This window comes from Streptomyces sp. NPDC101225, from assembly GCF_044767585.1.
In the GTDB taxonomy this organism is placed as follows: Bacteria; Actinomycetota; Actinomycetes; order Streptomycetales; family Streptomycetaceae; genus Streptomyces.
In genome coordinates this window covers 1-22,915 of sequence record NZ_JBIWOE010000049.1, presented here as the reverse complement: position 1 = coordinate 22,915, position 22,915 = coordinate 1, and the positions used below count along the sequence as shown (strand labels likewise).

26 protein-coding genes are annotated in these 22,915 nt (G+C 72.1%); 12 read left to right on the top strand and 14 right to left on the bottom strand.

Annotated elements, in window-relative coordinates; all coding sequences use genetic code 11:
* Positions 1–259 precede the first annotated feature (259 nt).
* Positions 260–1,444 (top strand): type III polyketide synthase, encoded by a 1,185-nt coding sequence (locus tag ACIRPX_RS39930; RefSeq protein ID WP_404204685.1) that lies wholly within the window; start codon positions 260–262, stop codon positions 1,442–1,444.
* Between the two features lie 11 nt (positions 1,445–1,455).
* Here ACIRPX_RS39930 and ACIRPX_RS39925 read toward each other — a convergent pair whose 3' ends face one another.
* The 3 genes from ACIRPX_RS39925 to ACIRPX_RS39915 form a co-directional block, all read right to left on the bottom strand.
* Positions 1,456–3,666 carry a SpoIIE family protein phosphatase gene (locus ACIRPX_RS39925; RefSeq protein ID WP_404204683.1) on the bottom strand — a complete coding sequence of 737 codons (2,211 nt, stop codon included), beginning with the start codon at positions 3,664–3,666 and terminating at the stop codon, positions 1,456–1,458.
* A 628-nt stretch (positions 3,667–4,294) separates the two neighbouring features.
* A complete protein-coding gene (locus ACIRPX_RS39920) occupies positions 4,295–4,795 on the bottom strand; it encodes a GNAT family N-acetyltransferase (protein WP_404204681.1) in 501 nt (166 codons plus the stop codon).
* 165 nt (positions 4,796–4,960) lie between these two features.
* Positions 4,961–5,839 (bottom strand): helix-turn-helix domain-containing protein, encoded by an 879-nt coding sequence (locus ACIRPX_RS39915; RefSeq protein WP_404204679.1) that lies wholly within the window; start codon positions 5,837–5,839, stop codon positions 4,961–4,963.
* 182 nt (positions 5,840–6,021) lie between these two features.
* Here ACIRPX_RS39915 and ACIRPX_RS39910 point away from each other — a divergent pair, with 182 nt between their 5' ends.
* The gene (locus ACIRPX_RS39910) at positions 6,022–6,948 is read left to right on the top strand and encodes an alpha/beta hydrolase (protein WP_404204677.1); all 927 of its coding nucleotides are present in this window, start codon (positions 6,022–6,024) and stop codon (positions 6,946–6,948) included.
* Positions 6,949–7,137: 189 nt separating this feature from the next.
* Here ACIRPX_RS39910 and ACIRPX_RS39905 read toward each other — a convergent pair whose 3' ends face one another.
* Positions 7,138–7,920, bottom strand: a complete 783-nt coding sequence (locus tag ACIRPX_RS39905) for an SDR family NAD(P)-dependent oxidoreductase (protein WP_404204675.1) — start codon at positions 7,918–7,920, stop codon at positions 7,138–7,140.
* A 43-nt stretch (positions 7,921–7,963) separates the two neighbouring features.
* The gene (locus tag ACIRPX_RS39900; RefSeq protein WP_404204673.1) at positions 7,964–8,203 is read right to left on the bottom strand and encodes a hypothetical protein; all 240 of its coding nucleotides are present in this window, start codon (positions 8,201–8,203) and stop codon (positions 7,964–7,966) included.
* A gap of 423 nt (positions 8,204–8,626) precedes the next feature.
* Between ACIRPX_RS39900 and ACIRPX_RS39895 the strand changes: the two genes are divergently transcribed.
* From ACIRPX_RS39895 to ACIRPX_RS39885, 3 genes are all read left to right on the top strand, one after another.
* Positions 8,627–9,511 (top strand): fumarylacetoacetate hydrolase family protein, encoded by an 885-nt coding sequence (locus ACIRPX_RS39895; RefSeq protein ID WP_404204671.1) that lies wholly within the window; start codon positions 8,627–8,629, stop codon positions 9,509–9,511.
* Positions 9,512–9,785: 274 nt separating this feature from the next.
* Positions 9,786–10,076 carry a hypothetical protein gene (locus ACIRPX_RS39890; RefSeq protein ID WP_404204669.1) on the top strand — a complete coding sequence of 97 codons (291 nt, stop codon included), beginning with the start codon at positions 9,786–9,788 and terminating at the stop codon, positions 10,074–10,076.
* Positions 10,077–10,240: 164 nt separating this feature from the next.
* Complete coding sequence (locus ACIRPX_RS39885) at positions 10,241–10,396, top strand: hypothetical protein (protein WP_404204667.1); 156 nt, start codon at positions 10,241–10,243, stop codon at positions 10,394–10,396.
* 165 nt (positions 10,397–10,561) lie between these two features.
* On the opposite strand, the gene ACIRPX_RS39880 is transcribed toward ACIRPX_RS39885, so the two are convergent.
* The 3 genes from ACIRPX_RS39880 to ACIRPX_RS39870 all read right to left on the bottom strand — a co-directional run bounded on the left by ACIRPX_RS39880 (position 10,562) and on the right by ACIRPX_RS39870 (position 12,019).
* Positions 10,562–11,149 carry a TetR/AcrR family transcriptional regulator gene (locus ACIRPX_RS39880; protein WP_404204665.1) on the bottom strand — a complete coding sequence of 196 codons (588 nt, stop codon included), beginning with the start codon at positions 11,147–11,149 and terminating at the stop codon, positions 10,562–10,564.
* 182 nt (positions 11,150–11,331) lie between these two features.
* Entirely contained in the window at positions 11,332–11,523 is a 192-nt protein-coding gene (locus ACIRPX_RS39875) for a hypothetical protein (protein WP_404204663.1), read from the bottom strand.
* 115 nt (positions 11,524–11,638) lie between these two features.
* Complete coding sequence (locus tag ACIRPX_RS39870) at positions 11,639–12,019, bottom strand: NUDIX hydrolase (protein ID WP_404204661.1); 381 nt, start codon at positions 12,017–12,019, stop codon at positions 11,639–11,641.
* Between the two features lie 617 nt (positions 12,020–12,636).
* On the opposite strand from ACIRPX_RS39870, the gene ACIRPX_RS39865 reads away from it, so the two are divergent.
* The 4 genes from ACIRPX_RS39865 (at position 12,637) to ACIRPX_RS39850 (ending at position 15,079) form a co-directional block, all read left to right on the top strand.
* On the top strand, positions 12,637–13,101 hold the full coding sequence (locus ACIRPX_RS39865) for a DUF1877 family protein (protein ID WP_404204660.1): 465 nt from the start codon (positions 12,637–12,639) through the stop codon (positions 13,099–13,101).
* A gap of 128 nt (positions 13,102–13,229) precedes the next feature.
* Positions 13,230–13,619 carry a hypothetical protein gene (locus tag ACIRPX_RS39860; RefSeq protein WP_404204658.1) on the top strand — a complete coding sequence of 130 codons (390 nt, stop codon included), beginning with the start codon at positions 13,230–13,232 and terminating at the stop codon, positions 13,617–13,619.
* A 282-nt stretch (positions 13,620–13,901) separates the two neighbouring features.
* Positions 13,902–14,396, top strand: coding sequence for an RNA polymerase sigma factor (locus ACIRPX_RS39855; protein ID WP_404204656.1), 495 nt, complete (start codon positions 13,902–13,904; stop codon positions 14,394–14,396).
* Positions 14,393–15,079 carry a hypothetical protein gene (locus ACIRPX_RS39850; RefSeq protein WP_404204654.1) on the top strand — a complete coding sequence of 229 codons (687 nt, stop codon included), beginning with the start codon at positions 14,393–14,395 and terminating at the stop codon, positions 15,077–15,079. The genes ACIRPX_RS39855 and ACIRPX_RS39850 overlap by 4 nt, the downstream gene beginning before the upstream one ends.
* Before the next feature lie 83 nt (positions 15,080–15,162).
* Here ACIRPX_RS39850 and ACIRPX_RS39845 read toward each other — a convergent pair whose 3' ends face one another.
* On the bottom strand, positions 15,163–16,536 hold the full coding sequence (locus tag ACIRPX_RS39845; RefSeq protein ID WP_404204744.1) for an FAD-binding oxidoreductase: 1,374 nt from the start codon (positions 16,534–16,536) through the stop codon (positions 15,163–15,165).
* A 137-nt stretch (positions 16,537–16,673) separates the two neighbouring features.
* Positions 16,674–17,738 carry an NADP-dependent oxidoreductase gene (locus ACIRPX_RS39840; RefSeq protein ID WP_404204652.1) on the bottom strand — a complete coding sequence of 355 codons (1,065 nt, stop codon included), beginning with the start codon at positions 17,736–17,738 and terminating at the stop codon, positions 16,674–16,676.
* 125 nt (positions 17,739–17,863) lie between these two features.
* Here ACIRPX_RS39840 and ACIRPX_RS39835 point away from each other — a divergent pair, with 125 nt between their 5' ends.
* Positions 17,864–18,463 (top strand): TetR/AcrR family transcriptional regulator, encoded by a 600-nt coding sequence (locus ACIRPX_RS39835; RefSeq protein WP_404204650.1) that lies wholly within the window; start codon positions 17,864–17,866, stop codon positions 18,461–18,463.
* A 140-nt stretch (positions 18,464–18,603) separates the two neighbouring features.
* On the opposite strand, the gene ACIRPX_RS39830 is transcribed toward ACIRPX_RS39835, so the two are convergent.
* Positions 18,604–19,260, bottom strand: coding sequence for a hypothetical protein (locus ACIRPX_RS39830; RefSeq protein ID WP_404204648.1), 657 nt, complete (start codon positions 19,258–19,260; stop codon positions 18,604–18,606).
* 293 nt (positions 19,261–19,553) lie between these two features.
* Between ACIRPX_RS39830 and ACIRPX_RS39825 the strand changes: the two genes are divergently transcribed.
* Positions 19,554–20,186 (top strand): DUF1345 domain-containing protein, encoded by a 633-nt coding sequence (locus ACIRPX_RS39825; RefSeq protein ID WP_404204646.1) that lies wholly within the window; start codon positions 19,554–19,556, stop codon positions 20,184–20,186.
* Here ACIRPX_RS39825 and ACIRPX_RS39820 read toward each other — a convergent pair.
* Both ACIRPX_RS39820 and ACIRPX_RS39815 read right to left on the bottom strand, forming a co-directional pair.
* Positions 20,155–20,460: a hypothetical protein gene (locus tag ACIRPX_RS39820; RefSeq protein WP_404204644.1), complete on the bottom strand. Its 306-nt coding sequence runs from the start codon at positions 20,458–20,460 to the stop codon at positions 20,155–20,157. The two genes, ACIRPX_RS39825 and ACIRPX_RS39820, sit on opposite strands and share 32 nt — an antisense overlap.
* Before the next feature lie 282 nt (positions 20,461–20,742).
* The gene (locus ACIRPX_RS39815; RefSeq protein WP_404204642.1) at positions 20,743–21,321 is read right to left on the bottom strand and encodes a TetR/AcrR family transcriptional regulator; all 579 of its coding nucleotides are present in this window, start codon (positions 21,319–21,321) and stop codon (positions 20,743–20,745) included.
* Positions 21,322–21,409: 88 nt separating this feature from the next.
* Here ACIRPX_RS39815 and ACIRPX_RS39810 point away from each other — a divergent pair, with 88 nt between their 5' ends.
* Complete coding sequence (locus tag ACIRPX_RS39810) at positions 21,410–22,291, top strand: SDR family oxidoreductase (RefSeq protein WP_404204640.1); 882 nt, start codon at positions 21,410–21,412, stop codon at positions 22,289–22,291.
* Positions 22,292–22,426: 135 nt separating this feature from the next.
* Here ACIRPX_RS39810 and ACIRPX_RS39805 read toward each other — a convergent pair.
* A partial coding sequence (locus ACIRPX_RS39805; protein ID WP_404204638.1) for a lectin occupies positions 22,427–22,915 on the bottom strand: 489 nt, incomplete at its 5' end.

Below are 22,915 nucleotides of genomic sequence, written 5' to 3'. Positions count from 1 at the left end.
CCGGGATCGCCGGCGGGCCCGGTGCCCGTCGCCGCCGGGTCTCTCCGGGGTACGTGTCGCGGCGGTTCCGCATGCCCCGGCGGCGCCGTCGGTACGGCAATATCCGCAGCATGCGCCCCCCATGGCGTCATCGTGAATTCAACCAATGGACGTTCGAGGCGAAGTACAGTGCTACTGCGGCACCTTGACCACACTCCGCCTGTTCAGGCGGATTTCAGCCACTTCGGACTGTCAGGGTTTGCCGGGAAAGGGGCGGATTGTGGATGCCTATCTGTGTCCTCCCGCTGTAGTGCACGGCGAACACGCCGTTCAGACCGACCAGATCCTGGATGACGTGCGAAGCCGGCATCCGCGGGCGTCATGGCTGCCGCGCATCGACGGCATCGCGGCGAGCACGGGGATCACTTCACGGGGGTGGATGCTGCCGTTGGAGACGGCCACCGCACCCGGCAGCGGGAGCGGCCTGCGCACCCCCGGCGCCGGTCCGGCCCGCGAGGCACTGGGCCGTGCCGGATTCGGCGAGGCCGAGGTGGACCGGGCGATCGCCGCTCTGGAGGCGATACCGGCGCCGCAGACCATCCAGGAGCGCACCGCGCCGGCCTGGGCCGCCGTGCAGAGGTACGCCGAGCACGCGGCCCGCGAGGCCCTGGGGATCGCCGGGCTGGAGACCGCGGACGTCGACTGCCTGATCACCAGTCACTCCACCACCCCGGCCCTGCCGGGACTGGATCTGTCGCTGCTCAACCGGCTCCCGTTGCGCAACGACGTACTGCTGCTGCCGGCCAGCCAGTGGGCCTGCATCGCCGGGACCCGATCGTTGGCGCTGGCGGCCGATCTGGTCGCCGCGGACCCCGACCGCGTCGTGCTCGTGGTGATATCGGAGGCGCTGAGCACCACCTACCAGCCCGCCGACGACACGCTGGAATCCCTCATCGTCCGCCTGCTGTTCGCGGACACCGCCGTCGCCGCGGTGGTCACCGGCCGCCCCAGGACGGAGTCGGTCCTGCGGCTGGACGCCGCCTGGCACCACACCCTCGCCGGGACCTCGGACCTGCACTGGCTGGACACCCGGGCCGACGGCACGCATTTCGTGATGGACCGCCGCGGACCGCGCGCCGTGCAGGAGACGGTCACCGAGATGTGGAAGTGGCTGGGCACACGGCACGAGCACGACGAGCACCCGTGGCACCCCGACCTGCTGCTCGCCCATCCCGGAGGGACCCGCGTGATGGAGTACATGGAGCAGACGATGCCCGACGGGTGGCCCGAGGGGCTGCTGGACTACAGCCGGGACAGCTACACCACCGGCAACCGGGGCGGTGCCGCCGTACTGGACATCCTGCGGCGCGCGTACGACGCCGGCCAGAAGACGGGCAGTCGCACCGTGCTGTACGCGGCCGCGCCCGGGCTGACGGCCACGGCCGTCGAGGGGGAGTGGCTCTGACGTCCGCTCCCTCACCGTGAGGGGCGGTCACCGCGGTCGGTGTGCCACAGATCCAGTTCCGCCCAGACCGCCTTGCCGGTGCTGGTCCACCGCACCCCCCAGCGCGTGGTGAGCTTGTGGATGACGTGCAGGCCACGCCCGCTGTCGTCGAGTGCCCCGGCCTGGCGCAGGCGCGGGCGGCCGTTGCCGGTGTCGCAGACCTCGCACGTGAGCCTGCCCCCGGCCTTCACCAGCCGCACCGTCACCGGCTCGGCGCCGAAGAGGACGGCGTTGGTGACCAGTTCGCTGATCACCAGGAGCGCGTTGTCCAGGGTCTGGGCGCCGACGTCCCACTGCCGGAGGAGGGAGGAGGCCAGTGTGCGGGCGCGGGCGGCGGTGTTCTGGCGGGCCGACAGGTGCCAGGTCGCGGTGTCCCGGCTGCGGCGGCCGGTCATACGGGCGAGCAGCAGCGTCACGTCGTCGCGCAGGCGGCCCTGCGGGGCGAGACCGGCGACCACGCGACGCGCGGCCTGCTGCAGTTCGTCCCAGGGATGTATCTGCCGCACCGCGTCCGTGAGCCGGGCGATGCCGTCGTCGATGGAGGCCGCCGGATCCTCCACCAGGCCATCGGTGTAGAGGGCGAGGAGCGAGCCCGGCGGTGCGGCGAACTCATGCACGTCGAACGGCTCCCGCACGGCGAACTCCGCCCCCAGGCCGGGGTGCGGCTGTGCGGCGACGGTGGTGGCGGAACCGTCGGGGTGGACCAGGACCGGGGGCAGGTGGCCCGCGTTCGACATCACGACGCGGTGGTCCACCGGATCGTAGACCGCGATGCAGCACGTCGAGCCGAGCGCGCTGTAGCCGGCCGCCAGGCCCGCGTCCGTGTCGTCCAGCAGGGTGACCGTCTCGTCCAGGCGCTCCAGCACCTCCCCGGGACCCAGCCCGGCCGACAGCAGCGCGCGTGCCTCCATGCTCAGCTGGCCCATGGCCGCCGCGGCCCCCAGACCATGGCCGACGACGTCGCCGACGACCAGCGCGGTCCGGTCGCCCGGCAGCGGAAAGCTGTTCACCCAGTCCCCGCCGACCCCCGCACTGTCCGGGGTGGTGGGCAGGTAGACGCTGGCGACCTCGATGGTGTCGCTGCCGGCCCGTGGCAGCAGCCGGCGCTGCAACGCCAGCACCTGGGCGTGCTCACGCTGGTGCTGGCGGGCCAGGTCGACGTGGCGCGCGGTCTTGGCGACGAGTTCCTGCAGGTCGAGGAGTTCGCTGTCGCGGAAGGGTCGCTCCGGCCGCCGCCACACCTCCGTCACGCCGAGCACGATGGGCCCGGACGCGCCTTCCGGCCCTTCCACGACGAGCGGGACGCACGCCACGGTCGCCGGCCGGTCGCCGGGCACCAGGGCGCGCACCAGCCGGGGCTCGCTCAGGACCCGCTCGATCGCGTCACGGTCGGGGATGACCGTGGCCCGCGGCATGTCGTCACGCGTGACCGCACCCACCAGCAGCCGGCTCGCCTCCCGGGGAAGGTTGTCCCCGCAGGTCAGATAGCCCTCGGGCCAGGCCCGGTCCGGCACCAGGGCCGCCCTGCGCAGCCGGATGCGCTCATGTGTCTGCTCGGTGACCGCTTCCCCCGTCCACACGGCGAAGTCGAGGTCCACGGCGGCCACGTCTCCCCAGGCCAGCAGGGACTGGGCCAGGGACTGCGCGGTCTCGCCGATGTCCAGCGACGTCCCGATCGCGGCCGCGGAGGCGTACAGGTGCAGCCGTTTGGCCATGGCGATCAGGGAAACCGTCAGGCCTCCCGAGGGCGCCCGGGCGGGCAGGATGCTCATCGAGACGACCATCTCGGTCCCGTCGGCCCGCCGCAGGCGCTGCACCCGGGCGACGTGCGCCTCCCTCGTTTCCAGGACGTTGCGCAGGCGCTGGGTGACCGTCGGTACGTCCCCGGGGGGCAGCAGGTCGGCGAAGGCGGTGCCCCGCGCCGCGTGTACCCCCGCGAACGGGGCGGCGTCCAGATTGCAGCTGGTGATCCTCAGATCCCAGTCGAGCGTGACGACCCCGAGGATCTGTTCCTGCCCTCCGGCCTCCCGGCCCTCCCCGGCAGGGCGGCGGGCGCGGCTCTGGCTCCGCGCGGCGCCAGGACCTGCGGTCCGCGCGGTTGCGCCCTGCGGGATGTAGTCCGACAGGGCACCGCTGACCGTGTCGAACGGCGAAGGAGACGATGAGGAGGGCGTGGGATCCATGCAGCTCACCCAGCTCGCTTACTCCGGCGCAGGCCGGAGTGACAGTCCCGAGTCCGTGCGATCGAGCCCCGAGATCCCTGACCGCACACCTCCTGGATAACACAAACGCCGTCCACGCCGTGAGAGGTAAAGGAAAGGCAAAGCCGGAAGGAGTGCTCCGCCGCGGGTCCGTCCATGGTCAGCCGGCCCGGGTCGGGCGACGACGTACCCCCTGGGACGGTGACTCGGCGGACCGGCCGAGCCGGCGGGCGAGACGCCGCGCTCCGCGCCCCGTGGGCCTGAGGGGCTTGTCCCCGGAGGCGACCGGCCCCGCGCCCGCCGCCAGAGCCGGCACCCCGGCCGAGCCGCCACGATTTCGCCGCCCCGCTCGACACGGCGCCGGACGGCGCGGGCCACCTCGGGCGCCGCCCGGCTCAGGCCGGTGCGGCAGCGGATGCGCGCCACGGTCAGGGCGAGGACCGTGGAGAGCAGGTGTCCGCCGCGGCAGACACACCGGCACGCCTCGACGGCCCGTGCCTGCGTCCGCGGCGGGAGCCGCCGGGGTACACCCGCGGCGGTGCCCCCTGCGACACGCCGCGGTCGATGCCGGTGGCCGCGGCGGCGCCCCGGGGTGCGGCCGGGGCACCCCTCAGGGCTGGAGTGTCAGGTCGCGCCGGTACCACGTGCCCGTCTTGCCGCCGAGGTCCGAGGGACCGGCCGGGCCGACCGGCATGAACCCGGCCTTGATCAGCACCCGCCGGGACGCGGCGTTTTCACGGGAGGTGCCCGCCTTCAGGGTGTGCAAGCCGTGCCGCTCCACCGCCAGCCGGCACAGCTCTCGTACGGCCGAGGTGGCGACGCCGTGGCCGGCGGCGTCCTGCGCGACCCGGTAGCCGAGCTCGGCGGTCCCGTCCGAGAGGTCGTACAGATTGAACCGGCCGAGCACCGAGCCGTCCTCGTCGACCAGCACGTAGAAGGCGCAGATGCCGGCCTCCTGTTCCGCCAGCAAGGCGCTGAACCCTTTGGCGAAATCGGTGAAGTACGCGTCGCCGCGGTCGGTGACCGAAGCGGCGAAGTAGGCGCGGTTGGCGAGCTCGAAGGCGAGGACGGCCGGGGCATGGCCTGCATGCAACTGCTTCAACTCGGGCACGGATCAACCCTAGCGGCATCGGCGGGAGGTCCGACGGTCACCCCGATCCCGCCGCCGTCGCCCGGCGGCGGACCTCGCACGAGGGCATGCGGGGCACCGGCACGGCCATGGCGGTCGACGTCCTGCCTCCCCCCTCCCGGTGCCACCTCGCGGGTGGCCGGGTGGTCACGGGTTCTGGCCGTCCACCAGCCCCCGGCTCGACTGCTCGGCCGTCCAGGACGCCAGGATGCGCAACGCGTCGTGCGACGGGCTGCCCGGCTCGGCGGTGAGGACCATCAGGCGCTGGCCCGAGCCGTCGGGGCTGGTCCAGGTGTCGCAGTCGAGCGTGAGGTCGCCGACCAGGCGATGCCCGTAGTGCTTGGTCCCGTAGCTCGCGGTGTTGACGCGATGCTCGGCCCACCAGGTGCGGAAGTCGGCGTCCTGGACGGACAGTTCGCCGACGAGGCGGACGAGCTCGGGGTCGTCGGGATCGGCGGCCGCCTCCATGCGCAGCGCCGCGACGGCCTCACGGGCGTCGTGCTCCCACCGCCGGTGCATGCCCCGCAGGACAGGGTCCGTGAACAGCAGGCTCACATAGTTGCGTCGCTCCGGCGGGAGCTGCGAGAAGTCGATGTACAGGGCCGCGGCCGCGGAGTTCCACTCGAGGACGTCCATGCGCTTGCCCAGCACGATCGCCGGCGTCAGCGTCAGCTGGTCGAGCAGGCGTCTCATCGCGGGCCGCACGCGCTGTGCGGGCCGCCGCCGGCGTGGCCGGGCGTCGGTCTTGCCGGCGAGTTCGTACAGGTATCGCTGCTGGTCGTCGTCGAGGCGCAGGGCACGGGCCAAGGTGGCGAGCACCGATGCGGACGCCCGTACGCGGCCCTGTTCCAGCCGGGTGTAGTAGTCGACGCTGATCGCCGCGAGCTGCGCGACCTCCTCGCGCCGCAGGCCCGCGACCTTGCGGCGCGAACCCGTGTCGGGAAGGCCGACCCCGGCCGGGTCCAGCTGTGCCCGGCGGGCCTTGAGGAACGCGGCCAGCTCGTTGCGATCACCTGCGGGAGTCATGTCTGCCATTGTTCCCTCGGGCCCGGCCGCTGTGCGGGGGCAGATTCCTTCCCGGGCAGGAACGTGCCGCTGTTGCGCGCCCAGGACCTGGGCGAACGTGGAGACCGGCCCGGCACAGTGCCGGGTCCGAGGCCCACCCGCGACGGTGCGGCCCGACCGGAACGGCACCTGCGGAGAAGCACATGACCAGGACCGACGTCACCTTCGACAGCGCCGGCATCACCCTCGCCGGCCACCTCTACCTCCCCGGCGGACCGGCCGAGGGCCCGCGCCCGGCCGTCGTCGTCGGCCACCCCGGTTCGGGCGTGAAGGAGCAGACCGCCGGCCTGTACGCACAGCGCCTGGCGGAGCGCGGCTTCGTCACGCTGGCCTTCGACGCGGCCCACCAGGGTGAGAGCGGCGGCCTGCCGCGCGGCCTGGAGGATCCCGCCCAACGCGTCGAAGACCTCAAGGCAGCCGTCTCCCTCCTCACCACCCGCGGCGAGGTCGACGCCGACCGCATCGGGGCGCTCGGCATCTGCGCGTCGGGCGGCTACGTACTCCCGGCCACCGCGAGCGACCACCGCATCAAGGCCGTCGGCACGGTCAGCGCCGTCGACGTCGCCCGTCAGTTCCGCCTCGGCGCCGACGGAACCCAGGACCCGGCCGTGTTCCGGAGCATGCTGGACGCCGCGGCCCAGGCGCGCACGGCGGAGGCCCGCGGTGAGCAGCCGCCGGTTCTCACCCTCTTCCCCGACACCGCCGAGCAGGCCCGCGCGCTCGGCGGCGAACACGCCGCCGAAGGGTTCGACTACTACCGCACACCGCGCGCCCGGCACCCGCGCGCGGCACGCTACTTCATCTGGAGCAGCATCGACCGGGCGGCGACCTTCGACGCCTTCGCCGCCGTCCCGCTGATCGGGCCCCGGCCCCTGCTCCTGCTGGCGGGCACCCGAGCCGTCACCTCCTGGATGAGCGTGGAGGCGTTCCAGCGGGCCACCGGGCCCAAGCAGCTCCACTGGATCGACGGAGCCGGCCATGTCGACCTCTACGACAAGAAGCAGTACGTGGACCCCGCCGTCGACACGCTCGCCGCCTTCTTCACCGAACATCTCGGCCGGGCGGTCTAGGGCAGCCCCAGGCGGGTCCGGGTGCATGGGCGGGACCGGCCCGCGACGGTGGTCGGCACGGCCGATTCGCTGTCCAGGGCGGCCCGGTCCGGCGGCGACTGCCTCGCGCACGCACGTCCCCGCCGACGGGCCGGCGCGGGCGGGCGTCCTTCCTTCGCGACACACTCCCGCGCCGTAACCGGTCGCGGCTCAGGCGCCGACCATGTTGTAGCCGCCGTCCGCGATCAGGAACCCGCCGGTGATGTGGTGGGCGTCCTCCGTGGCCAGGAACAGCGCGGCGCCGGCGAGTTCCTCCGGGCCCGGGATGCGGCCCATGGGTGTCATCCTGCGCAGCTGGTCGCCGCGCCCGTTCTGCCAGTCCGCACGGCCCAGCGTGGCCGGTGTCTCGATGAACCCGGGGGCGAAGACGTTCACACGCACCGCGGGGGCGAAGGCGTGGGCGTAGGACTTGGTCAGACCGATGATGCCGTACTTGGCGGCGGCGTACTGCGGTGCCCGCGCACTGCCCCGGGCCACCACGGTGGAGCCGATGTTGACGATGCAGCCGCCGCCCTCCTGCTCCAGCATCCGGGCGCCGAACTCGTGCGTGCACAGCAGCGTGCCTTTCACGTCCACCGCCAGCACGTGGTCGACGGACTCCTCGGTGATGTCCCGCCAGGACATCTGCTCCCGCGCCACGTCGCCGACGTTGTTGATCGCCACGTCGAGCCGGCCGAAGTGGTTCCACACCTGGTCGGCCAGGCGCTTGATCTGCTCGTGTTCGGCGATGTCGGCCCGGACCACGAACGCGTTGCGGCCGAGGGCGGTGACGCGCTCGGCGGTCGCCTCGGCGCCCGCGCGGGAGCCGCGGTAGTGGACGGCGACGTCGGCGCCCTCCTGGGCGGCGCGCACCGCTATCTCGGCGCCGAATCCGGTGCCCGCGCCGGTGACGAGCACGGTCTTGCCGGTGAATCGCTGCGGGCTGGTGGTCATGTGAACTCCGTTCGGCAGAGGGGGCGTTGAGTGGGGCGGGAGGTCATACCAGGGTGCGGCCGCCGTCCGCGTGGAGCACCTGTCCGGTGCCGAAGGCGGACTCGCCGGCGGAGAAGAAGAGGGCGGGGCCGACGTGTCCGGCCGGGGTGTCCGGAGGTCCGGCCGGGACCAGTGCCTGCACGGCGTCGCGCATGCCGGGCCTGGCGAGGTGGGCGCGGGTGAGGCCGGTCTCGGTCTCGCCGCGACGGCGTCGACGGCGTCGAAGGCGACGATCCGCTCCCACACCTCGTCCGGGGTCTCCAGCACGGGCCGGCCTCGTCCGCGCCGACGGCGTGCACGAACACGCCGACAGTGCCTCCGACTTGTCCGGCGGACGCGGCCACGGCGTCCCGGCAGGTGTCGGCGCAGGTGGGACCGGCGGTGACGCCCCGGACCGTGCCGGGGCCGCCGTCGCGGGCCCGATCGCCGGGCCGGGCCCCGTCCCGGTCCAGTACGGCCACGTCCGCCCTGGGGTCGGCCGGGGCCACGTCACGGAGCCGCCGATGCCTCCGGTGCGGGTGCGGGTGCCGGTGTCGGTGTCGGTGACCGGGGCGCGGGGTGCGGGCGGCGGCGAAGTCCTTTGGCGGACACCTCGTACGGGCGTCGACTACGGTCCCCAGCATGCACCCGCGACCGTTGTGATGGCCGAGGAGCCACGGAGGACCGGATGAAACTGGTGACGTTCGACGCGGGCCCGGACACCGCACTCGTGGGTCGCCTGGACGGCGACACGGTGGTCGGACTCGACGTCCCGACCACCCGGGAGTACTTCGAGCGCGCGGGCCGGGTGCCGGCGACGGGACGCACGTACCCGCTGACCGACGTGCGGCTGCGCGCGCCGATCGTGCCGAAGAAGTTCTTCCACACGGCCGGCAACTTCCGGGAGCACCACGAGGACCTGGCACGTGTGGACTGGTCCCACCCGGTCAACAGGGGCATCGTGTTCTTCCAGAACGTGGACGCGATCGTCGGCCCCGAGGACGACATCGTCTACCCGGCCAACCTGACCCGGGAGCTGGACTACGAGCTGGAGCTCGCCGTCGTCATCGGCAGGCCGGGCAAGTTCTTCGGCGCCGAGCAGGCCGCCGAGCACATCGCGGGCTACCTGGTCTTCAACGACATCACCGCACGCGACATCCAGCGCCGCGAGATGGAGTCCGGCGTCTTCTCCTTCTCGAAGGCCATCGACACCTTCTGCCCGATCGGCCCGTACATCGTCACCGCCGACGAGATCGGCGACCCGCACGACCTGGACATGGAGCTACGGGTCAACGGCGACGTACGGCAGAAGTCGAACACCTCCCGCATGTCGGTGTCGATCCCGCAACTGGTGGCCTACCACTCGCCGCAGATCTACAGCGCCGGCGACATCATCACCACCGGCACCATCGCCGGCGTCGCCGCGAGCACCCCGGACCCGTTCGCCCACTACCTCAAGCCCGGCGACGTCGTCGAGGCCGAGATCGAGAAGCTGGGCGTGCTGCGCAACCGGGTCGTCTCCTGGGAGGACGCCTACGGCACCCCCGAGCCGCCGGCCGGACAGTGGGCGTGACGGCACAGGCATCGCGAAACCCCCGGACCGGCCGGGCCCGTTGACCGGTGACGGCGCCGTGGACGCGGCGGCGGGCGGCAGCACCCCCCGGCCCGGTCGCCGTCGAGGCGCACCGTCGTGGCGGAACGTGTTTGCCTTGGACGCGAGCGGCAACGCGAAGTTCATGAGTCAATCGAACAGCGGCACGAACCAAGGTTTCGCATCGGAGCGGAGTGCGAAGGCGACCGCCCCCGCGTCGCAGCCGGCGAACACGGCGGCCGAGACGTCCGATGACATGACGTCAGCGGGGGCCGACAAGGCCGGGCGTACGGCCGAGGCGACCTCCGCGGTCGTGCACGGCGCGGCCAGGCGTGTGCAGGCCGGCCGTGAGGCGGTCGTCGCCGCCTCTAGCCAGGCTGCGGCCCTCGCCAAGACGGCATGGACGGTGATCGCCCAGCGCAAGTTCATCGCCGTCGGCGTGGGTGCGGGTGTGTCGGCGTTGGGCGCCACGTCGTACGTGGCAGGACGGCGGGCGGGGCGTCGTACGCACGGTCCGATCACGCGGATGACCGGCGGCCGGATCTGAGGCGGGAGGCGGACCCCGCCATCCGCCCGTGGCGGGGTCGTCGAGGCAGGCGCGCCGGGGAGTGCGGCCTACCGCCCGGCACGGCAACACGCCGGGCGGAGTTGCGCCGCTCCGGCATGCGGCAGGCGCAGCCCGGCACCGCTCGAATCCGGGCGGCTCACCGGATGAGCGAGCCTACGTCTCTCGGTGCCCCGCCGTACCGGAGCGCGGCGCCGGAGCCCGAGCCCGGGTGCACGGTGAGCGCCATGCTCGAAACGGCGACCCCGGTCCGCAATGTCAAGGGCCGCGCCGAGGCGACCGAGGCCGAACGCAACCTGTGAGGGTGCGGCGACCTGCGGCCTCGCGCTCGGCGGTGGTCACCCTCATGAGCGCCACCAAGCCTCGACGTCGCCTCGCCGTCGGTGCCTGTCACCGCTGGACCGTGCGGGAGGAGGTGGCGCTCCGGGCGTTGCCCGCTGAGCATGGTTCCACCCGCCGCGTGTCGGTCAGGCGGCCTTGCCGCTTGTGCGGGAAAGGGCGGCCGCGCGGCCGGCTGCCTTGGCGGCGTCCACGACGGCACGGTCCTGCAGCAGACGCCCCGAGGCGAGAGCGCCGTCGATCAGCAGCCCCAGGTGCGCTGCCAGGGCGGCGGGATCGTCGGCCCCGGCTGCGGCGGCGAGGCTCCTCAGCCACTCCTGCCGGCGCCGCGTGTGGGCTGTGGTGGCGGCATGGGCCTTGGAATCCGGCTCGGCCTCGACGGCGGCGCTGACGAAGGGGCAGCCGAAGAACCCGTGCCGGTCGAAGGATGAGAGCAGCGCGTCGAAGAGTCCCGCCATCTGCTCCACGGGATCGGGGCCCGCGGCCTCGGCGGCCGCTCGCAGGCGCTCCATCCAGGATTCGTCCGTGCGGTGCAGGTAGGCCGCGATGAGGTCGTCCTTGGTCCGGAAGTGGGCGTAGAGCGTGGACTTGGCCACCCCGGATTCCGCGATGATCTGGTCGACACCGACCCCGCGCAGCCCGTGCCGGTGGAAGAGCGCGGCTGCGGTGTCGAGGATCTTCTGCTCCGTGTTGGTCTTGCGTACGCGGGTCGCCATACCGGACAGACTAGTCCGTTCGACCGGCGACCGGGAAGCCGGGTCGGCTCGTCTCAATCACGGCGACTTGTTCGTTTTGTCGACATGGGCGGGGAGCTGCCGCTGGCGACCGAGGGATGAGGTGCGCGAGGCACGCGGTCGGGGTGGAGGAGCTCGGATGGCCGCTTCAGCTGCGGGGACCTTCAGCAGTCGGTACCCGGGCCGGAGCAGGGGCTGACGGAGTTCGCCGCGGTCGACACCCTGCTGCCGGCCCGCAAGCCCGTCGCGCTGTCGGCGAGAGGGGCCGCGGTGCTGCCGCCGACGGTGATCACGGCCTTGGGGCGGGGCTGGTGGACCGGGTCCAGGTGCGGAGCGGGCAGAAGGTGCCGGTCCATGGGGGTGCCGACGGCGTGGGCAGCGTGGCGGTGCCGATCGCGCCGACCCGTGGGCCCGAGGCGTTCGCGACCGCCTCGGCGGACAAGGCGGACATCTCTCCGCGGCCATGGGGCCCTAGACGGGCGTGTGGCCCTCCAGGTATACGCGCACGGTTTGGGAGACTCCGGCGGCGACGGCTTCGGCGATCGGCACCCAGGTGAACTCGTCCGGGCTCAGCCGGGCGTCGCCGGAGGGGGTCTCGCTCAGCAGTTGGCACACCACGGCCGGGCGTGTGTCCGCCGTGTCCGTCCCGTCCGGGGTGAGGAGCGTCGTGCCGTCGACGAGGTAGCCGGTGAGTTCGTACACCACACGGGCCGCGGTGGCCGGCGCCGGTTCGGCGAGTTCGGGATCGCCCGAGGGCAGCTTCCAGTCGCCCCCGGCCTTCACCAGGAGGACCCGGCCGGCGTACTCGACGACCGCGTCCACCGGACCTCCGGAAGCCTGCTCCATGGTCATGTGGCCGCCCCTTCCCAGTTGTACGTCCGCCCCGACCTGCCCTGTCCTCGCGGGCCCCCCTTACCTACCCGGCACGCATCGGTTCACGCTGTGCGGAGTGCGGAGTGGTCACGCCCAGTACTCCGGCGGTAGATCGTGATCTTCATGTCTGATCTGCGGTCTGTTGCTGGTAGTGGCTCGTGCGGGATCGGGCTTCATGCCGCGTCGCCAGTCTGACCGGCTGAGCCGGTGGGCCGGCCGGACGACGAGTGTGTTCGTGAGCGCGGACGATGCGAGGAAGGCGTGGGCGAGCCTGGCGAGGGTGGCCCAGCGGGCCCAGGAGACGTAGCGGCGTTGGTGCTCTTTTCAGGTCGCCGGTCTCGTCAACCACGAGAACTGCCCGGTCGGGGCCGCACAGGTGCGGGCATCGGCATCTACGTGACGGTCCGCCGTCCCAAGGGCCGGTCCGAACAAGCGCTCCATGCCGACACGCGCACCACGAACACCCTGAGCAGAGACCTCCGAGCCCTCGGCGAGCGTGCCGCCGCCGAGCGTAAGGAACGCCGGCGCGCTCTTCGCTGGAAATGACCTCCGCTGCCGGTCTTCGTCCGCCCGCTCGTCCGGCATGCTGTGCGCCCATGGGGATCTACATGGAATTGATGCGCGTGGAACCGGAGACCGCACGGACAGCCGTCGCCGGTCAGGCCTGGCCACGCCCGGAGATGCGCGAAGGCGAGAAGTTCCGGGCCGTCTTGTCGCTGGACAAGGCATGGAACGCCCTCCAATGGCTGCTCACCGCCTCGGGCTGCCCGGTCGACCCGGTGATGGGCACTCCGTTCCTGGAAGAGCAGCCATTCGACTACGCCCCGCCGGGCCTACTGACCGCCGAAGAGGTCGTCCGGGCCGCGGACTTCCTCGCAGGGCTGGACTTCGATGCCTTGGCGGACTTCGCCGACGAGGAAGCGATGGACGCAGACGACGTCTACCCGTCCGGCTACGACAGGCAACGGGCCGAAGAGCTACGCAGTCACTACGCCGATCTCCAACGGTTCTACGAGACCGCGGCAGCTGCCGACCAGTGGGTGCTCACCACGCTGACCTGACAGCGGGCTCAGCGGACGACAGTTTCGTTTGATAAGACGTCAATGATCAGTAAAATCCGATTGGATCGGCTACCAAGGAAGCAGGGGTCCTCTTGAGACACCTTCCCGCGGACCAGCAGTACCGAATCATGCAACTCATATGGGGACGAGAAAAAGCGGATACGCAAGCAGCAGCCAGCACAGACGACTACGTACGCCGGGTGCTGGAGAGCGGAGAGCTCAGCGGCGACCTACGTAAACCCAACGAGCAAGCACCCCGCGACCCGACCTACGTCCGCATCTACCGTGCTGCCAAGCCACTGCCAGCCGTCGCCTACGCGATGCCCGGCCCTGGCACGATCGAGATCCGCCTTGAACATGAGGACGCAAATGACTTGCGCAGCGAGAAGTGCGTCCGCTTCCTCGACGTCAAGCATGACAACAAAGTTGCCGTGACCGTTGCCAATACGGCCACGGTATTGATCGCAGTAGAACTCACCGCCCGTGCTCTGAAGAAGCTGAACGCTGATCACGGGTAAGGCAGACCCCGATTTCCGACAGGGCCGAATCCCCGCCCGTCGGCAACAGGCGCCGCAGAGGCCCCGTCTGTCGGTGACCAATCTGAACCGGCAGCCCGTGCCGGATGTCCCCGAGGAGAACACAGGCGCGCACTGTCGCAAGGTGATCAGCCACCTCTCCACCTACTGCAGCGGCCTGGGCGTGTGCGAGAACCCTCCTGGCCCGGCGCACCGTGGAACACGGCGCCCCCCGCTGCGAGCCCCTCAGGTAAGCGGATCGGGGAGCCGCGGCGTAAAGGGGGTGTGAAGCAGCTGGAGTTCAAGGACTTCTACCGAGCCAGCCGGGACGCGTGCCTGCGGGCGGTCCTGGCGAGTGTGGGTGATCGGCAGCTGGCCGAGGATCTGGTCGCCGAGGCGTTCACCCGGGCCTGGACGGCGTGGCCCAAGGTCAGCCGCCATCCGGCGCCGCGCGCGTGGATCGTGCGTACGGCGCTCAACACCCGGGTCTCGTGGTGGCGCAGGCGACGCCGGGAAGTGACGCTGGACGGCGTCCCCGACGCTCCGGCCGGCGCGGCCGGTGACCCCGGCCTGGACCCCGCGCTGCTCGCCGTGCTGCGCCAACTGCCCGAGCGGCAGCGGGAGGTGATCGCGTACCGGGTCTTCCTCGATCTCGACACCTTGGCCACGGCGAAGGTGCTCGGGATCGCGCCGGGAACCGTCACCGCCCATCTGTCGCGGGCGGTTGCGACACTGCGCGGCCACCTCGTCACCGCGGACAAGCCGGAGGTTGGGCAATGACTGAGCACGACACGGACGTACTGGATGCGCTGAGGGACTCGCTGGACGGCATCACCATGGACACCCCGGTCGAGCGGATCGAGGCCGTGGGCCGGGCGCGCCGGCGTCGGCGTCGCATCGTGGGCATGACGGCGGGAGTCGCTGCTGCCGCGGGCCTCGCGCTCGGCGTGCCCACGTACGGCAACCCGCCGACGGCCCCGCCCGCGGCAGGCGACGGCAGCGCGGCGGGCGACAGTACGGGGGCGGGCGCCGTGCACATCCGCACGGCGGCGTACACCGTGGACACCAAGAAGGACGGCACGGTCCACGCGACCTTCGACAAGCAGCGGTACTTCACCGACCACGCGGGTCTGCAGGACGCCCTGCGCAGGGCGGGCTTCCCCGTGCTCATCAAGGAGGGCGAGTTCTGCAAGGGGCCCCAGGACGACGGAACGCTCGACCCCAGTGGTGTGGGGCCCGGCGTCGGGAAGGTCATGAAGGGCGTCCGGGGCGAGAACGGCAAGGTCACGTTCGTCTTCACCCCGTCGGCGATGCCGTCCGGGACACAGCTGTTCATCGGCTTCCTGAACAAGGCCCAACTGGCCTCCGTGCACGGCAATCCGGGGTCGGTCGAACGCCTGGTGCCCACGGGCGTCCCGCTGACGTGCAGCACGCAGGCGCCGCCCGCGGACACGCGGTCGTAGCGGAACGTCACGCCGGCCGATAGGGAAGGGGAGGGGAGGGGCGGGGTGGTCGAGGGGCGGACGCCGCCCCTCGGCCGCGCCGTTCACGCTCCGTCCGGGAACGCCTTGCCGGGATTGAGGATGCCGTGCGGATCGAGTGCGCCCTTCACGGCGCGGTGCAGGGCGAGGACGGCCGGCGAGAGCTCGCGCCCGAGGCCGTCGGCCTTCAGGATTCCGACGCCGTGCTCGCCGGTGACCGTCCCGCCGAAGGCGAGCACGGCGTCGAGGATCTCCTCGAAGGCGAGCTGGGCCCGGGCGCGGGCCGCCTCGTCCCCGTGGCCGGTGATGAGCAGCGGGTGCAGATTGCCGTCGCCGGCGTGGGCGATGTTGGCGATGGTGACAGCGTGGCTGCGGCCGATCTCCTCGATGCGGCCGAGCATGGCCGGGACGTGTTCGCGCGGGACGCACACGTCTTCGGTGAGCACCGGACCGAGCCGTTCCAGCGCCGGATAGGCCAACCGCCGTGCGGCGAACAGGGCTTCGGCCTCCTCGGGGTCGGTGGACCGCTCGGCCCAGGTCGCGCCCGCACCGCGGAAGCAGCCCACGACCTGGTCGGCGAGCTCCTCGCCCCGTGCACCGGGCTCGTCGACCCGGGCCAGCAGCACGACGTCGGCTTCGAGGGAGAGGCCCATGTTCTTCCAGGCGTCGACCGCTCGAAGGCAGTGCCGGTCGACCAGTTCGAGCGCCGACGGCGTGATGCCCGCGGCCGCGACGGCCCGGACGGCCTCGCCCGCGGTGACCACGTCGGAGAAGTACCCGGCCACGGTGATCGCCGGTGCGGGCAGCGGCCGGAGCCGGACGGTCACCTCGGTGACGATGCCGAGCGTTCCCTCCGAGCCGACGACGAGTCCGGCCAGGTCGTAGCCCGCCACGCCCTTGGCGGTACGGCGGCCGAGGCGCACCACCTCGGCGGTACCGGTGACCACCTCGAGTGCGAGGACGTAGTCCCGTGTGACGCCGTACTTCACGCAGCACAGGCCGCCCGCGTTGGTGGCCACGTTGCCGCCGATCGTGGACCACGGTGAGCTCGCCGGGTCCGGCGGGTACCACAGGCCGTGCTCGGCGACGGCCGCGCGCAGGTCGTCGTTGACGACGCCGGGCTGCACGACGGCCAGCCCTTCGAGCGGGTTGATCTCCAGGATCGACGCCATCCGGTCGAGGGCCACCACCACGCAGCCGTCCACCGCGTTCGCGCCGCCCGACAGCCCGGTGCCGGCGCCCCGGGCGACGACCGGGGCGCCGTGGTGGAGACAGACCTCGACGGTGCGGCGTACGTCCTCGGTGCTCCGCGCACGGACCACGGCGGCCGCGCGGCCGACCGGTGCCCACTCGGCCTCGTCGTGACTGAGACCGGCGACGACGTCCGTGTCCCGCAGGACGCTGCCCCGCGGGAGCGCGGCGCACAGGGCCTCGACCAGCGGACGGGCCGAGGGGGAGGACACGGGCACACTCAGCGGCTCTTGGGTCATACCTCCAGTGGATCATCCCCAGGGCAGCGAGCGCAGCGGAGATGCCCTCACAGGGCATGCGGGGCATGCGGGGCATGCGGGGCACGTCAGCCGTCGCCGGGCAGGGCGCCTTCGAGATGCCGGTGGAGGGTGGTGGGGTGCTGATCGACCGTCAGTACGATCTTGCCCCGGACGTGCCCACGAGCGGCACGTTCGTGTGCCGCGCGGGCATCGGCCAGGGCGAACGTGCTGTCGATCGCGACGCGCACGGTGCCCGCATCGAGCAGCCGCCCCAGGGAGGCGAGTTGCGCGCCGCTGGAGCGGACCTGGGCGCTCGAGACCGTGACACCCCGCATCGCGGTCTCTTCCTCGTCGAACACCCCCGGCAGCACGGGGAACTGGGCACCACCGCGCCTGAGCGTGCGCAGGAAGCGTTCGCTGCCGGGGCCGCCCACGGTGTCCACGACGAGGTCGACGTCGTGCACGAGGTCCTCGGCACGGTGCTCGGTGTAGTCGATGAACCGGTCGGCGCCGAGCTCGCGCAGGAAGGACGCGTGCGCGCCCGACGCCACCGCGATGACGTGGGCGCCCCGCCACTTCGCCAGCTGCACCGCGAAGTGCCCCACGCCGCCCGCCGCGCCGTTGACGAGCACCGTCGTGCCGGCGTCGAGCGGTGCCGGGCGATGCGGCTTGTCCTGGAAGGGCGAGGGGTGATCGTGCCCGACCTCGATCAGGAACTGCCACGCCGTCAGCCCGGCCATGGGCGCCCCGGCCGCATGGACGTGATCGATGCCGGCGGGCTTGAGGGCGAGGTCGGACGCGGGCGCGGCCACGTACTCGGCGTAGGCGCTGCCGCGGAAGCCGGGGAAACGCAGGAGACCGAAGACCTCGTCGCCGACGGCGAGGCCCGTCACGTCCGCGGCGACGGCCTCGACGACGCCCGACACGTCCGTCCCCGGGATCACGGGCAGACGGACCGTCGGTTCGGTCTCTCCGGGCATCGTGGTCATCCCGTCGCGCAGGTACCGGTCCGGAGGGTTGACGCCGACCGCGCGCACTCCGACGACCACCTCGCCCGGCCCCGGCTCGGGCATCGGCACCTCGTCGTACCGCAGAACGTCCGGGCCGCCGTGCTCATGGAGGCGGACCGCTCTCATCATTCGGGTCGGCATCGTCTTCTCCTGTCCGTGCCCGCGGGATAGTCTCATCCGGATCGGTGCTCCATATAAGTGAACCACTGATCCGAACCACTGATCCGAATATATGGACCACTGATCCGGATGGTCAAGGGAGACAGATGCGGGCCGACGCCAGGAAGAATCGCGACCACCTGCTCGAGGTGGCGGCTGCCGCCATCGGCGAGCAGGGCGTGGACGTGTCCCTGCGCGACATCGCACGCAGGGCCGACGTCGGGCTCGCGACACTGCTGCGGCACTTCCCCACGCGTGAGGCGCTCCTCGACGCCCTGCTCCGCACGAGTTTCCACGAACTGACCGCGCGCGCCGACGAGTTGGAGAAGTCGGCCTCCCCTGCGGAGGCGCTCGTCACGTGGCTGCGGGAATGCGTCGCATGGACAACCGAGTACCGGGGCGTGACGGTGCTCATGGCGGCCGCGATCGAGGACGCGGAGTCCGCCCTCCATGCCTCGTGCGTCACCCTGCGCACGGCCGGTGCGCGGCTGCTCGCCCGCGCCCAGGCCGCCGGGGGAGCACGGAGCGATCTTGACGGCACCGAACTGTTCGCGCTGGTCGCGATGCTCGCGTGGCTCGGCGACCAGCCTTCGCTCGCGCCGCACGCCGGTCATCTCTTCGACGTGGTCGCGAGCGCGATTCCGCCGAGCGCGGCCAGGGGCGGGACCGGGCCCGCGGGACGCGTGAACGGTGCGGCCGGCGGGTGAGGCCGACTCCGGCGGTCCGGCCGCCACCCGGCCGAACACACCGAGGTGCTGCTCGCCACGGAGGCCCGAGGCGGCCGGGCCATGTCGTCACCGCCATGGGGCACCCGGCGCGCTGACGCTCGGTGGCTGCTGAACCCCCGTCAGGCGGAGGGCTCGTCGGCCGACTCGCCCGAGCTGGTGGCTCCGGCGGATTCCGGGGCGGTGTAGAAGACCGACGTGCCCTGCTTGGTGCGCTGGGCCTGCGCCTTGGCCACGAGTCCTTCGAGTGTGGTGCGCACGACGGTGGTCTTGACGGTGCGTTCCGGGTGCTGCTGTCCCAGGGCGGTGCTGATCTCGGCCGCGGAGCGCGGTTCGTTCTGCCCCGCCAGATGCTCGCGTACGAGGTCGACGAGCGTGGGCGCCGTGGTGGAAGGGGACGGGGCGGCCGACGCGGCCGGCGTCCTGGCGGCGGCCTTCTTCCCGGTGGTGGCCTTCTTCCCGGCCCGCTTCCGGGCCGGCGCGGCGGCCTTCTCGGCCTGCTTCCGCTTGGCTGGGGCCTTGGCGGCGGGAGTCCGCTTCTTGCGCGGGGCGGGCACGGCCGCGACGGGTTCGGCTGTGGGGGGAGTGGGGACTCCGAGGGCCTGCTGGATGCTCACCAGCACGGTGTTGTCGTGCCGCAGTGCCGCCAGCTGTGCCTGCAGCGCGTCGATCTCACCGGTCAGACGGGCCTGCTCCTTGAGATTGCGCTCGAGGTCGTCGGCCACCTGCGTGCTGTACTGCGAGGTCAACTCGGTTGCTACCGTCGGAGTTTCGGACATGGTGCTCACACCCTTCCTGGGTGCTACGGCCGGTGGGCGGCGAGCCCCCGGCGTATGCGAAGTCCAATGTGCGTGTTCTTCCGCCAGGTGCTGTGTGGGCCTGGGCAGTTACTGTCGCACAGTCGTGTCTGAGCGATGGTACGGAATGCCTGAACAATCTGCTCACGTACGTGGCCGAAACCCTCCGGACGGCACGGTGGCCTTGACTGCCGTCACAGTGGTGACGAGATCGCGGCATGACACATGTCGCGCCGCCGCATGGGTCGTCGTCGGCGCAATTACTGTGCTGGTCCATGAAGACCTGGTTGCCCGTGGATGCCATGCCCCGACTGTCCGGTGCCGTTGTCCTGGGTGCCGTGGCCGGTGCGGTCGTGGGGCTCGCGGTGGGTGCCGCGCGGGGGGCGCTGGCCGGGATCGCCATGACCGAACTGGCCTTCGTCGCGGCGGGATGGGCCGTGCTGTGGCCGATGGGTGCGGCCGACACGAGGCGAAACGCCCGGCGTGAGGACTTCCGCCCCCTCGTCGAGGAACTCGTCGTCGTGGCCGTGGCGTCATGCGGTCTGGTGGCCATCGTGCTGTTGCTCCTGGTCGGACCGTCCGACACCGGGCACGCCGGAGCCGCACTCGCGGTCCTCGGCGTGGCTCTGGCCTGGGCCGCCCTGCACCTGATGTACGCCGCCCGCTACGCCTACGCCTACTACGAGACATCGGGCGGCATCGACTTCAACTCCGACGCCCCGCCCGCGTACCGGGACTTCTTCTACTTCAGCTACAACCTCGGCATGACGTATCAGGTGTCCGACACCAGTGTCTCCAGCTCGGTGATCCGCGGGATCGTGCTGCGTCACTGCCTGCTGTCCTACGTGTTCGGCGCCGGCATCCTCGCGACCGCCATCAACCTCGTCGTGGGACTCGTCGCAGGCTGAGGCTCAGGCCGCGGTCCTGCCGTGTACTGACGTGACCGCCGACCGGAGTCCAGCCGTCGGCTTCGACGCGTTCCGCGGTGGTCGCGAGGTCGGCGAAGTCCCCGGGCATCCCGACGGCTGCCTGGGAGTGCGGGCGCTCCCGGAACCCGTCGCCGACGAGGACGCGGCCGCCGGGTGCCGGACGGGTCCTGGCTGCCGCGAGGGTGGGCAGCAGGCCGCCGAAGGCGTGCGCGGCCCCGAAGCTGAGGACCACGTCGAACGGCTTGTCGGACACGAACTCCTCGGCTTTCCGGACACGAACTCCTCGGCCTTCCGGCCACGCAGGACGAGGCGGTGCTGTTCCCGTCCCCACAGCCGAGGTCGAGCACCCGCTCCTCGCCGGTCGGGAGACCGTTGCAGGAGGCGGCGCACCGAGTCGTCGTCGAACGGGGGCCTGATCGGGTGCCCGGTACGAGCGATGCGGGAGATCTGTTCGCGATGCACCGGGCAGGGTGCCGCCGGCCCGGCGCTCGCGCACCTCGATTTCGCGCACCTCGCCCACGGGCGGCGGGACGGGTCAGCCCAGCGACGCGGTCGCCGCGCGCAGGTCGTCCAGGGCCGCCAGCGCATGGGGGGCCAGCCCCTCCCCGTCGTCACGATCGCTCTGGGACCACGTGGCGTAGCCCCGCTTGAACGCGAGCACTCCCAGTTCGCCCGCGAGATGCGCGGTCGGGTCGGGGACACCGCGGGCGACGAGCGCGTCGGTCATGGCGGCCGCGAGGCCGACGCTCTTGAGGGCGTCGCGCTCCTGCAGCTCCGTGCTGGCTGCCACGGCTGCCTGGAGGCGGGGGCCGAGCTCGCGGTTCGCGGGTCCCATGGCGCCCGACGCGCGCTCCAGGCCGGCCGCCACCGCCTGAAGGGGGCTGGCGCTCGCGGGCGCCTCGGCGATGCCCTCGGCGAGCAGCCTGCTGAGTGTCTCCTGCCCGGCGACCAGGAGCTCGCGCTTGTCCGAGAAGTGGCGGAAGAAGGTGCTCTTGGTGACGCCGGCGCGCTCGGCGATCTGGGCCACCGTCGTGGCGTCGTACCCCTGCTCGGTGAACAGGTCGACGGCCGCGACGACGAGTCGCTGGGACGCCCCTGGTTGCCATCTAGCCATGAGACCAGGATAGGCGATGGGACCTTTGTCCCATCACCGTGTAGAGTCAGTGATGGGACAAAGGTCCCATCACTTCGAGGGAGAGTTCATGCACGTCTTCATCACCGGCGGTACGGGCACCATCGGCTCCGCCGTCGTCGCCGAACTGCTCGCCAACGGCCACACCGTTCTCGCCCTGGCTCGCTCGGACCGCTCGGCGCAGTCCCTCGGGGGCGCGGGCGCCGAGGTCCTGCGCGGGGATCTCGCGGACCTCGACGTCCTGCGGTCCGGCGCCGCGCGGGCCGACGGCGTGATCAGCCTCGCCTTCGGACGCGACTACAGCAGTCCGGACGCGCTCGCACGGGCGATCGCCGAGGAGAGCGCGGCGCTGACCGCACTGGGGCAGGAACTCGTCGGCAGCGACCGCCCGATCGTCACGGTCTCGGGTACGCCCTGGGTGCCGGGCCGCGCCTCCACCGAGGCCGATCCGCTGCCGACCGACGGACCGGTGGGCGGCCGGGGCCGTTCGGTCACGGCGCTGCTGGATCTCGCTTCACGCGGCCTGCGCAGCATGGCGGTCCGCATGCCGCGCACGGTGCACCACGAGGGGCAGGGCGGATTCGCCGGCCTGCTGGTCGACGCGGCACGCCGTTCCGGGGTGTCCGGCTACCCCGGCGACGGCACCCAGCGCTGGCCGGCCGTGCACGCGCTGGACGCGGCGGTCCTGTTCCGCCTGGTGCTCGAGTCGGCGCCGGCCGGGACGTCCTGGCACGCCGTCGGCGACGAGGGCGACGCGGTGCGGGACATCGCCACCGTCATCGGCCGGCGACTGGGCCTGCCGGTCGAGGAGGTCCCGCAGGAGACCTTCGGCCCGTTCGGCCCGATCTTCGCCCTGGACCAGCCCGCGTCCAGCGCCCACACCCGCGCGGCCCTCGGCTGGCGGCCGACCCACGCCGGCCTGCTCGAAGACCTGGAGAACGTTCGGCCCTGACGCGTGCACCTGAGGCGCGGCACGGCATGCCACGGTACGCGCCTGCCGCCGTCGGCGTGTTCGACAGGTCTCGCCCGGGCGGGCCGGGCCGTCACCGGCCGGGCCCGCTGTCGGCATCGGTTCAAGCGCCGCCGGTCAGCCGATCGTCCACTTCTGGTTGGCGCCGCCCGAACAGGTCCAGATCTGCAGCCGGGTGCCGTTGGCCGAGTTGTTGCCCGTCACGTCGAGGCATTTGTCGGCCTGTGGATTGACGATGTCGTTCGCCCCGCTGACGGCCCACTTCTGGTTGGGGCCGCCGGTGCAGTCCCAGAGCTGAACGGTGGAGCCGTCGGCGGTGCCGTTGCCGGTCACGTCCAGGCACTTGCCGAGCGCGCGGATCGTGCCGTCGGAGCCCACGGTCCACTGCTGGGCGGCGGTGCCGTTGCAGTCGTAGAGCTGTACGGGGGTTCCGTTGGCGGAGTTCGCCCCGGCGACGTCCACGCACTTGCCTGCCAGGCCCCTGATCGCCTGGCCGGTGGAGGTGCTGCCGGTCGTGACGGAGACGGAGTCGACGACGAGTTGCTGGGGGAAGGAGGTGGAGGTGTTCGGGTCGCCGGGCCAGTAGCCGCCGACGGCGAGGTTGAG